General features: G+C 25.8%; 9 protein-coding genes and 1 pseudogene. 9 read left to right on the forward strand and 1 reads right to left on the reverse strand.

The window, feature by feature from the left end; translation table 4 throughout:
* Positions 1-173: 173 nt before the first annotated feature.
* The 4 genes from NX779_RS00180 (at position 174) to NX779_RS00195 (ending at position 4451) form a co-directional block, all read left to right on the forward strand.
* On the forward strand, positions 174-881 hold the full coding sequence (locus NX779_RS00180) for a glycerophosphodiester phosphodiesterase (protein ID WP_259430222.1): 708 nt from the start codon (positions 174-176) through the stop codon (positions 879-881).
* Between the two features lie 143 nt (positions 882-1024).
* Complete coding sequence (locus NX779_RS00185) at positions 1025-2602, forward strand: hypothetical protein (protein ID WP_259430223.1); 1578 nt, start codon at positions 1025-1027, stop codon at positions 2600-2602.
* A gap of 53 nt (positions 2603-2655) precedes the next feature.
* Positions 2656-3657, forward strand: a complete 1002-nt coding sequence (locus NX779_RS00190) for an alpha/beta hydrolase (protein ID WP_259430224.1) — start codon at positions 2656-2658, stop codon at positions 3655-3657.
* A gap of 218 nt (positions 3658-3875) precedes the next feature.
* Complete coding sequence (locus NX779_RS00195) at positions 3876-4451, forward strand: MSC_0063 family putative ECF transporter S component (protein WP_259430225.1); 576 nt, start codon at positions 3876-3878, stop codon at positions 4449-4451.
* A gap of 38 nt (positions 4452-4489) precedes the next feature.
* Here the strand turns inward: NX779_RS00195 and NX779_RS00200 are convergent, their stop codons facing one another.
* Complete coding sequence (locus NX779_RS00200; RefSeq protein ID WP_259430226.1) at positions 4490-5923, reverse strand: RNA/DNA-binding domain-containing protein; 1434 nt, start codon at positions 5921-5923, stop codon at positions 4490-4492.
* A 325-nt stretch (positions 5924-6248) separates the two neighbouring features.
* Between NX779_RS00200 and NX779_RS04500 the strand changes: the two are divergent.
* The 5 genes and pseudogenes from NX779_RS04500 to NX779_RS00230 all read left to right on the forward strand — a co-directional run bounded on the left by NX779_RS04500 (position 6249) and on the right by NX779_RS00230 (position 11605).
* A pseudogene (locus NX779_RS04500) lies at positions 6249-7045 on the forward strand (SPE_1075/MLC_0560 family membrane protein).
* A gap of 108 nt (positions 7046-7153) precedes the next feature.
* Positions 7154-8878: a PTS transporter subunit EIIC gene (locus NX779_RS00215; RefSeq protein ID WP_259430229.1), complete on the forward strand. Its 1725-nt coding sequence runs from the start codon at positions 7154-7156 to the stop codon at positions 8876-8878.
* Between the two features lie 77 nt (positions 8879-8955).
* On the forward strand, positions 8956-10224 hold the full coding sequence (gene serS / locus NX779_RS00220) for a serine--tRNA ligase (protein WP_259430230.1): 1269 nt from the start codon (positions 8956-8958) through the stop codon (positions 10222-10224).
* A gap of 92 nt (positions 10225-10316) precedes the next feature.
* Complete coding sequence (locus tag NX779_RS00225; protein WP_259430231.1) at positions 10317-10928, forward strand: chromate transporter; 612 nt, start codon at positions 10317-10319, stop codon at positions 10926-10928.
* On the forward strand, positions 10928-11605 hold the full coding sequence (locus tag NX779_RS00230) for a chromate transporter (protein WP_259430232.1): 678 nt from the start codon (positions 10928-10930) through the stop codon (positions 11603-11605). Before NX779_RS00225 ends, NX779_RS00230 begins: the two co-directional genes overlap by 1 nt.
* The last annotated feature ends 200 nt before the right edge of the window (positions 11606-11805 follow it).

An 11805-nucleotide genomic window follows, 5' to 3' on the forward strand; every position in this document is an offset into this window, starting at 1 on the left:
ATTTCTTTTCTATTATTTGTGATAACAAAGTTCAAACAAAACTTATTGATATAATTATTTATAGAGGAGCCGAGTATTAATAGTATTAATACATATAGCTCGTCTCAACAAATCATCTATGAACTAAAAACTTATACTAACAATTATTTCATAGTAAGAAAGGAAGAAGAAATATGATTTTAGTAGCTCACCGTGGTTTTAGAGGACTATTTGGAGAAAATAGGGTATTTGATTTTGAAAACGCATTAAAAATAACTAAAGCTGTTGAATTTGATATTCGTTTAACAAGAGATAATCAAGTAATTATTTTCCATGATCACAACTTTAAAAGAATTGGAAAATTAAACAAAACTGTTAAATCAATGACTTATGATGAAATTAAACAAATTCCATACTTTAAAGAAAATCCTTTATGATTACCTCCATTATTTGAAGAATTTATGGATCAACATTTCAAACAATATGAAATGATAAACGTTGAAATTAAACCTGATAACTACAGCAAAGAACAATTAGATATCGTGTTTAAATCAATTGAAAAATACACAAATAAAGGAGTTGAAATAATTGTTTCATCATTCTCTCCTAATGTATTAAACGAAATTTTAAAAAGAAAAAATAATAACTACAAAACAGGATACTTATTTGAAAAAATGTCACAATTTGACGTTGAATTAGGTAAAAAATTTGATTTCTTACACCCACCAATTAGCTTATTGAAAAAAGCTAAAAATCAAGAATTATTCTTAAAATTAAACATTCCATTAAATGTTTGAACATTCAAAAAAATGAAAGATGTAGAAAGACTACATTCAATGTATAAAGACTTAATTAATGGATACATTTCAGATTATCCAGAACTATATCCAAAAAATATGTAGTTAATTTAATCAACCGGTTTACACCGGTTTTTTATTAGTTATTTATAGCAATATTTTTTACGTGGATTTTTAGGTAATATTTTTTAATTAAAATATTATAAAATAATTTTGTATACAAAAGATTTCTTAGTTAGGAGAAAATAATGGAATTAAAAAAACAATCAAGAAAGTCATTAATTATATTAATAGCTTTTTGAGCATTGGTTGGTATTACTTCAACTACCATTTATGAACTTGAATGGTTCGTACAAAAAGTTGTTCTTTTTAATGGATGACTAAAAAGCGATCTTTTAAAAGATAGTGTTAACATACCGGGTATGGATCCTTTTAGTTTTAGAGCCTTGGGTGTTGAGACTATTCATAAATTTTATGAAATATTAACAAGCAATGATGAAAATAATGTTGCATTCAAAATACTTAGTGGATATTATAATCACAACATAAATCAAGCTTTTAAAATTGAAGGATTGTTATTTGCAGCAGCTGGATTAGCAGCTTCATTTATATCTGGTCCTTTATTGGTTTTTGCTATTACTAAAAAACAAAAATATAAAATATTTATTTTACCTATATTACTTGCATTAGCAATTTTTATGTTCTTTGTTATGCCTTTGGTTTCAACACTTATTTTATTAATAACAGTGTTTACTCCGGTATTTGCATTTTTATACGCATACAGAACTGCACTAGATCCGTGAGCTACATCAATTGCTCGTAAGACAAATGTTAAAATTGCTTTCGTTCGTAACTTCTATTCAGTAGGAGGAACAATTGGTTCTATTTGTATAACTCAAATGCTTTTCCAATTAAATTCATATCAAGATTCATTAAGTTGAAAAACTGCTTATCCATATTATTTAGTTGGTGCATTTGTATTATTACTAGTTATTTTCTTAGCGTTCTTTATGCCAGATAACGCGTTTAGTGAATCACACGTAAATCAAGAAGATATAAGCGAAAGAAAATTTAAAGAAGTTAAAGAATCAAACGAATTAGATAAACAAATTACACTAAAACAAGTTATTTTTAACAAAAACTTCATAATAGGTCTTATTGTATTCTTAATTTTAATTGGTGCTGTTCAAGCATTTAACTCAATTTGAATTAATACTGTTGAAAATTTAACTTCATCTACAAAAGAAGTTAACGCTCCAAATCAATTAGGATATCAAAAAGCATTTGCTTTAGGACCTCAATTATTATTAACATTCTTAATTTTAAAAATAGTATCAAAAATTAGTTTGAAAAAATTCTTAATTTTAACTTCAATTCTTTCATCACTTAGTTTCCTTTTAATAGGAGTTGTTGTTTATATTGTTAAACCTGCTCACGTTACAATTAACAGTTTAATTGGTGGAATAGGATATGCTGTTACTGGAACACTAGCTGTTGCATTAGGTTATGAATTTGTTTCAAGAGTAACAACTCCTCACACAAGACCAGCAACATTTGTTGTATTTAACTCATTAACTTATGGTTTTGGAGGAATTATATTTGTATTTATTAACTCATTCTTATCTCGTGTTACATTCTTTGGAATTAATGGAACAAATGGAATGTGAGTGTGATTAATCTGTGGTTTAGCAATGCTATTTGCAGTATTTATCTTAATCTTTGCATTTAAAGAACCTAAGTTTATAACTAGAGAAATTGATGATCATACATTTGATGAAAATAAAAATTCAAAAATGTCACATTTCAATAAAAAAGCTAATAAATAGAAAAGGTGTTTAATATGATTTCTTTATACATTTGAAAACTAGTAAAAGACCGTATGTCTCAAAAAGTCACTTATCAGGATTCGTTAGATTTTGAATACAAACTTGCAAAAGAAAATGGTTATAGTTTTGATAATACAGATCTTTCTGGATTAGAAAAAGAATATAAAACTATTCAAACAAGATTTGGTGATTTAAAATTATTTAAACATGGTAATGGAGATAAAGTTGTTGTTTATTGTCATGGTATTTTATCTAACAACCGCAACGTTATTAAACTTTTAGATTATTTTATTCCTAGAGGTTATACAGTTATTGCTTATGATAATTTCGGTTGAGGAGAATCTGAAAAATTCGGAAAATGTACTTTAGGAGTCAAAGAAGCGGATTTATTAAAAGATGTTATTGACTTTGTTAAAACTGATCTAAAACCTAAACAATTAGTTGTTTATGGAGAATCAATGGGTGGAGGAACTGTTTATAGTTACCTACATAAATATTCAAATCAAAATATTGATAAATTTGTTGTTGATGCTGGATATAATTCATTCTTTGATAATGTTCAAAAATTAGCATTTGATAAAGTTAGTTATGGTGTTTATTTAACTTATTTATTACTTCCAATATTATTTAAAATTTCAAAATGACCAGTTAAAAAATTTAACAAGTTAGAAGATTTTAAAAAATGAGATAATGTGTTACATTTCCATTCAAAAAGTGATGATTTAGTTTCATTCAAACATGCTAAAAAATTTATGGATAATTTACAAAACTCTCATGTTTATGAAAAAGATATTCGCCATTGTTGTGGAATATTCTATGCTAGAGATGAACATTACAAAGTGTTAGATTCTTGACTAGGTATTGAAAAAGTTAAAGAAGTTGTTGTAAAAGAAGCAAAACCAAAAGCTAAAAAAACTTCTACAACAAAATCAACAACTAAGAAAACAAGTTCAGCAAAAGAAAAATCAACAACTAAGAAGTCAACTTCAACAAAATCAAAATCAACAACTAAGAAGTCAACTTCAACAAAATCAAAATCAACTGCTGAAAAATAATTAAAAATAGTTCTATAATCTCATCAGAGATTATAGGATTTTTTATTTAAAAGATCTTTCCCACTTTAAGCATAAAAACAATATTTCTTATCTTTCCCACTTTAAGCATAAATAATGAGTTTCCCACTTAAGCATAAAATTATTACATACTTATAAAATTGATATATACTTAATAAAGTATTGTTTATTTTATTCTTAATAGATCTTAGGAGGATAATATGTTTAAAAAAAGAACTTCAATAATAAGTTATCTATCAATGTTTAAAGATCTTAACTATTTATCAACAACAGCTTTAACAACTGCATTATTAATAGCTTTAGCTTCAACAACCTCAATGATTAATTTAGGTGTAGCTAAATTTCAGATTGCAGATGGTGTATTTTTAAGTTTAGCTTGTGTTATTCCTGGTCCTATGATGGCAGTTAGTGGAACTTTATATGCTGTGATATTTGACATAATTTCAGGTGGAGTTATGTTTGTTCCAGCCTCATTAGTTATTCATTTAATTATGTTTATTTTAGTGAAATTACTGATTAAAAAAATCCCAACTTTTTTAGTTATTGTGATTGCTGAACTACCTATGTTTTTATACATTTTATATGGTTTTAGTATTACATGATTTAATCAAGGTTTAGCAATAGCTAAAACAGAAGCAATAAAATCTCTGATTACTGACGCTATTCAATATGCAATCTCTGTTGGTTCAGGAATTGTATTATGTATTGCTTTTTCAACTAAAAGCATGAGCAAGATATTTGAAAATATTACTCCTAATAGTGATTTTGATAATTAAAAAGAGAATAGACTTTAAAAGGTCAATTCTCTTTTTAATTATTTATTCTTGTTATTATTGTAAATATATTTAGTACTTCTACCATCACCTTTTTTAATAATGATGTTTTCATCTAATAATTCATTAATTATCTCAGTTGTTCTCGATCTTTTAATATCAATATAATTCTCTAAATCTTTTCTTGTAAATTCTAAATGACTTTTTATAAAACTCATAATTAGTTCATCTCTTGATTGTGGTTGGTATGAAATTGTTTTGTTATAACTATTATTAAATTGTGATTGGTTTAAGTCATTTGGTTTTTGATAATCTTCAGATCTCTCATAATTTAAATTTCAAAGGATTATTTTAAACATTTTATCATTTGATAGAAATTCTGGTTTTAAGGTATTATTATAATTTTCTTGATTTGCATATAATTGTAGAATTTTTGATATACCACTACCACGTTTTTCCATATAGTTTAATCTTGAAAAGATGTCAGCCAAAATTTCATTTCTTCTTCTTGAAGCTATATTTCATGTTAATAATTCTTGTATATTAGAACCATCAGGCATCCCACCAGGAGAAATTATTTCAATCCTATCATCATATATATCAATATCTATTTGACTTCCTTCTATTGAATAATCTCTGTGAATTAAAGCATTTACTAGTGCTTCTCTTATTGCTAAAAAAGGATAATCTGGATAATTTATTCTTTTATGATCACCTTTTTCAGAGATTGTTTTATTATATTTTTGTATGAAATCCTCACATTTATGAAAAATTGTTAATAATCCACCTTCATTAAACTCATTTGTGTCTATTATCACTTTTTGTTCTGAATATTTATTTAAACCATTTCATCTTGTTAGATAAACTTTAGATGAATTTATATATGCTTCATCAGCTAATAAAGCACCAGCATTTGTTAAAAAATCATCACTAACAAGACCTAATGATTCTAGTTCAGATTTTCTTGTAATTTCTTGACCGATTTTTTTTAATTCAAGATTTAGATTTTTAAAACTTGCTTCATCTCACTTTATCATTGTTTGTAAACGATCAAAAGGTGTGTTGTTTGATTTTATAAACAATTTTCTTAATTGATCTCGATCTGCTTTTACACTTTGATTACCCATTCTCAGATATGCTGCTGAATCATTTTTCTTTGAATATAAATAAGGAGGATTATCTCCCTTTTCAATAATTAAGACTATAAATTTTAAATCATTTTCTTGTTCTATTTCAATTTTAAAATCTAATTTTGGATCTATTATAGTTTTTATAGACTCACTAAGTTGTTCTGCTGTAAGTTGTGGATTTTGAAGTCCTACTACTTGGTGATTGTCATTTATACCTATAAAAATTTTACCTCCAACAGTGTTAGCAAAAGCACTTATAGTGTGCATTATATTATCTGGATTTTTAGGATCAAAACTTTCTTTGTATTCTATTGTTGTAGTTTCTCCATAATGTTTGTACTTCATACAAAAGCCCCTTAACTATATTTATTTATATATATTCTACCACTCCGGTAGATTATTACTGCATAACCGGTAGATAATTAGCAATAAACCGGTAGAAAACACATTAAAATGGTAGAAAATCAATCAAATACCGGTATAAAACACGTAATATCGGTAGATAACCGGTAGATAAAAGACAAAACCGGTAGAAAATATTACATAATGGTTAAAATACTAAGGTAGAAAAAACACAAACAACCGCAAATAAAATTACAAAAATCAAACTGATAAAAAATATATTTAATTTATACTTTATAATTTTAAAGAAAGGTTAAGGGAGGTTTGTATGAAAAATATTATTGAAGATATTAAAAACAATCGTAGAAAATATCTAATTAGATTAATATGTTTAATTTTAGGATTTTATCTTTTTTCACTATCAATAGCTTTATATGCTGTAACTAATGTTGGAGCTAGTCAAGTTGATTTTACTAACTTTGCTATTTTAGGTATTTTTGATAAATGAACAAATAAAGATTCTGGTCTTGTAGAATTATCACAATATAAAATAGCATTAACTGCCTTGTATTTATTTTTAATGATTTTATCAGCAATATTTTTATCAGTTTCTATTCTTAAAAAATATAAAGTTGAGAAAAATAAAAATTATGAATAGAGTTAGTTGTATTAATAATTTTAGATTTAATAGTTATTTTCACTATGCCATATCTTATTAATGCTCAAATTGCTATGTTTGGAAAAATAGGATACAACGAATGAATGCTTAACAAAGAAACACAATATCAATTTAGAACAATATTCTTTTTAATTGCTTATGCATTATATATTTTAGGATTAACATTTTGAGTTCACTCAGGATGATTAATTAGTCCTTATAATTCAATTAATAATAGTTTTATGAAAATGACAAAATTACCATTCAATACTTCAAGAGTTTTAATGGATATCTTAATTTTCTTACCAGGAGTTATTATACTTTTAGTTAATCCTGTAAGTTGATCAGTAAAAGGACAATTCTTATTAAATTATTTAAATATTGGAACAGTTATGTTTGTTTTTGCTACAGGTCCATTACTAGGAAAAACATTAAATGTATTAAACAAAATAACAAAAATTTATTAATTTATCTTAAAACGGTTTATCCGTTTTTTTATTTTGATCAGGTTATTGAAAGTGTCGTTTTTGATGTAGATTTTTAAATTTTATATAATTAATTATGGGAGGTTAAATATGAAATCAAATTGTAAATTTAAAGATTTTTCATCCAAAACAACTGCATTATTGCAAAAATTTGGTCGTGGATTAATGTTACCAATTTCAATATTGCCTTTTGCAGGATTGTTATTAGGAATTGGTGGAGCAATTGGTGCTAACTTTGCTAATAATGCTACAGCAACAGAAATAGCTAGTGTTTTAAAATCAATGTCAGAAATAGTTTTTGCAAATCTAGCTATATTATTTGTAATTTCTATAGTGATTACTTTTACAAATGATTCTGGATCTGGTGCTTTTATGGCTATATTAGGATATTTGGTTTTCAGCTCTACTCAAACACCATTTATTCATTTTAAAGATGGAAAATTAGTTGATATTTTCTACTTTCATAAAGGAGAAGTTTTAAACTCAATAGTAGCTTCTAATCTAGGAATTAGATCTTTACAAACATCATTATTTGGAGCAATTGTTGTTGCAATAGTTATTGTTGTTATTTACAACAAATTTAAATATATTCAACTACCTAATGCTTTAAATTTCTTTTCAGGAATAAGATTCTTACCTATTTTAATTATTCCTGCAATGTTTTTACTATCAATATTATTCTTAATATTCTGACCGTGAGTTGGTCAAGGTATAGGTCACGTTGGAGTTGCACTACAAAAATCACCTAGAGGATTAGATGGATTTATTTATGGTGTATTAGGTCGTGCATTAATGCCTTTCGGATTACATCATATTGTGATTACATTAGCTTATCAATCTGAATTTGGTGGAGTATTACTACTTGACTCATTAACTGAAAAATTAAAACAATCAAACTTAGATCAAGCTCAAATCCAATCAATAATAGATCAATTTAATAAATTAACTGAAAACGGTAAAAGAATAATTGGAGATCAAAATATCTGAAACTTTATAAACTCAATTTCAATAAATAAAATTAACAACATACCTTTATTTGAATGATTTGATAAAGAATTAAATGTTAATGCAGGAAGATTTACTCAAGATTATCCTACTTATTTAGGAACTTGTATGGGAATAGGATTAGCATTTATATTTACTTCAAATAAAAACACAAGAAAACAAACTATTTCAGTAATAGCAAGTGCGATGGCTGTTTCATTCTTAACTGGAATTACTGAACCATTAGAATTTACATTCTTATTTGTTACTCCAGTTCTATATTATGCAGTTTATGTACCTTTCTCAGGATTAAGTTATCTATTTATGAACTTAGTTGGTGCTCATGTTGGAGTAGGTTTTGCAAGAGGATTTATTGATTTATTAGTATATGGAGCTTTACCAGTATTAAAAGGAACTAGATTCTACTGAGCATTTGTATTTGCTTTATTACAAGGATCTACTATATTTGTAATATTCTATTTCTGAATTATTAAAAAAGATCTTGCTACACCAGGAAGAAAAGGTAACGAATTAGGTTTAATTAGTAAAAAAGATTATCAAGAATTAAAATCAAATCAAAAACAAAATGCTGAACAAAGAATCAGAGATATTATCAAAGTTTTAGGTGACAAAACAAATCTTGAATCAGTTTCAGCTTGTGCTACTAGATTAAGAGTTGTTGTTAAAGATATTGATTTAGTAAATAAAGAAGAATTAAATAAATTAGCAAGTATGGGATTTATAGTAAAAAACAATAATGTTCAAGTTATCTTCGGCGGAGAAGCAACAATTATTTCAGATAAGATTAATGAGGCTTTAAAACAAGATTAATAAATGTTTTATCTACTAAAAAGTATTACGTCTTTATAATATAATTAAAATATTGATTAACTATTAAGGAGTACTTTATGTTAGATATAAATTATATTGAACAAAATTACGATGATGTTGTTAAAAGGTTAAACATGCGTAATCAACAAGATTATTCATCAGATTTAAAATTCGTAATTGAAAAAAATAAAAAAAGAAAAGAATTATTATTAAAAGTTGAAAAAATTAAAGCAGAAAAAAACCAATTATCTAAACAAGTTGGAGTTTTAGTTCGTGAAAAAAAACAAGACGAAGCTGAACAAATTAAACAACAAGTATCTAAAATGAATTCTGAAATTCAAGTACTAGATGATGAATTAAAAATAACTAATGAAGAAATGATTACAAAACTACAATACATTCCAAACTTACCACATAAAGATATAACTTTTGGAAGTGATGATAATGATAATGTAGAAATTAGAAAATCAAAACATACAAAATTAGTTCAACACAATACTCCACACTGAGAAATTGCAACAAAATTAGGATTAATTGATTTTGAAAGAGGTACAAAACTAAGTGGATCAAGATTTTTAATTTATACTGGATTAGGTTCAAAATTAGTTAGAGCAATTGCAGATATTTTATTATCAAGACATGAAAAATTTGGTTATAAAGAAATATTCTGTCCTTTAATTGTTAATACTGAAATAATGAAAGGAACAGGACAATTACCAAAATTTGCTGATGATATGTATAAAGCAGGAGATCAATGATTAATTCCAACAAGTGAAGTTCCTTTAACAAATCTACATGCTGGTGAAATTCTTTCAAGTGATGTTCTACCTTTAAAATACACTGGATTTACTCAATGTTTTAGACAAGAAGCAGGAAGTGCTGGACGTGATACTAAAGGTATGATTAGATTACATCAATTTAATAAAGTTGAATTAGTTAAATTAGTTCATCCAGAACAATCTATGAACGAATTAGAATCATTAGTAACTGATGCTGAAGATGTTTTAAACTTGTTTGAATTACCTTATAGAGTTGTTGAATTATGTAGTGGTGATATTGGATTTAGTGCAACTAAAACTTATGATTTAGAAGTATGATTCCCTGAACAAAATAAATATCGAGAAATATCATCTTGTTCAAACTGTTGAGATTTCCAAGCTAGAAGAATGCAAACAAGATTTAGAGATGTTGATGGAGAAGTTAAATTAGTTCACACATTAAACGGTAGTGGAGTTGCTATAGATAGATTAATCGCTGCACTTTTAGAAAACTGATGAGACGGAGAAAAATTAATATTACCTCCAGTGTTAAGACCTTATTTTAACAATCAAGAATACATTAAATAATTAAGTAGCTTTGCTACTTTTTTGTTTTTAAGAAAAATACATTTTTATAATATATTATTAATATTGTATTACTTAATTCTTGGGGGAAATTTATGAGAAAGAAAGAGTATCAAAAAGAACCTACATTTTGAAATATCTTTATTTTTATAATGCTAATTACTTTTGTTGGGTTTGGTGGCGGTAACGCTATGATGCCCGTTATTAAGCGTTATGCTGTTGATAAATATAAGTGATTAGATGAAGATGAATTTCATCACAATGTAGTTTTAACAAATATGTTACCAGGTCCCGCTGCAATTCAAACTACAGCTTATATAGCTTTTAAAACTTTAAATAAATTTAAAGCTTATTTAGTAGTTAGCTTAGCTTCAATGCCACACATCATTTTAGCTGTTGGTCTTATTTTTGCATTCAATAAAATACCAGGTCAATATTTAATTGCTGTTCAAACTGGAGTTTTAGTAGCAATAACAGGAGCATTAATTGGTTTTGGGTGAAATTATTTTAAAAAAGGTATTAAAGTTATGAAACTAAGTTTATGAATAATTTTATTTTTAACTAGTTTATCATTTTCTTTATTTATTCCAACTCCATATAACGTTCCAGTATTAGTTATGGTTTTAATTATAGCTATTTATTCAACAATCTTTGTAGTTAAAACTAAAAGAACAAGAAAATCAATGGCTAGAAAGGATGTAAAATAATGAGTGCTTTTATCGCATTTTTTATATCCTTATTATTACTTATTTTTGTTTCATTATCAGTTTTTGGTGGTGGACAAGTTTTCATGCCTATATTTGTTTGAATGTGAAAATCATTAGAGAGTTGGTTTGGAATTACTATACCTGAAGATTTCATAAACACTGTTTTTGCAGTTTCTAATTCAACTCCAGGTATTTTAAGTCCTAAGTTTGCTGCTATTACTGGATATATGGTTGCTCAAGGACAATGATGAGGGTTTATTGCAATGATCTTTACATATTTAGCATTTGTTTTACCAGCTATTTTTATGATGATGATTGCTTTAAAATATTCTAAAAAATTCCATCAATCAAGTTTTTTTAAATCATTAATTAATATTATGAATCCCGTTGTCAGTGGAATTATTATTGCTTTAGCTATTGAAATATTTTTAAGTTGTATGTTTCCTTATTTAATTTTTAACAAATCAGCTAGTGAATATTTAGGAATTATAGATGTTTCAAAATCAACACCTAACATGAAATTTTTTAGTGGATGAAGATTAATTGCTTTATATTGTTATGTTCCAATAGGAGTTGTTATAAGTTTTTATTTATATCTTAAAAAAATACCAATATTTGGATTGATATTTGTAAATATAATAATAAGTTTAATATTATTTGAACCCTGATTAGCTTAAATTTTAAAGATGCTTAAAAGCATCTTTTTTATTATTTATTTATAAATAAAAACAAACATGAAACTAGAATATAACACAATTCTAAAAATTGAAAAATATTTAATAAATGTGATAATTATTTTAAAGTAATTTTTAGTAATAATGATTAAAAAGAAAGGGATAATAGTATGAATCCAGATACAAATTTAAAGTTGTTTTTA

Source organism: Mycoplasma cottewii (genome assembly GCF_024918975.1).
GTDB classification, from domain to species: Bacteria; Bacillota_I; Bacilli_A; order Mycoplasmatales; family Mycoplasmataceae; genus Mycoplasma; species Mycoplasma cottewii.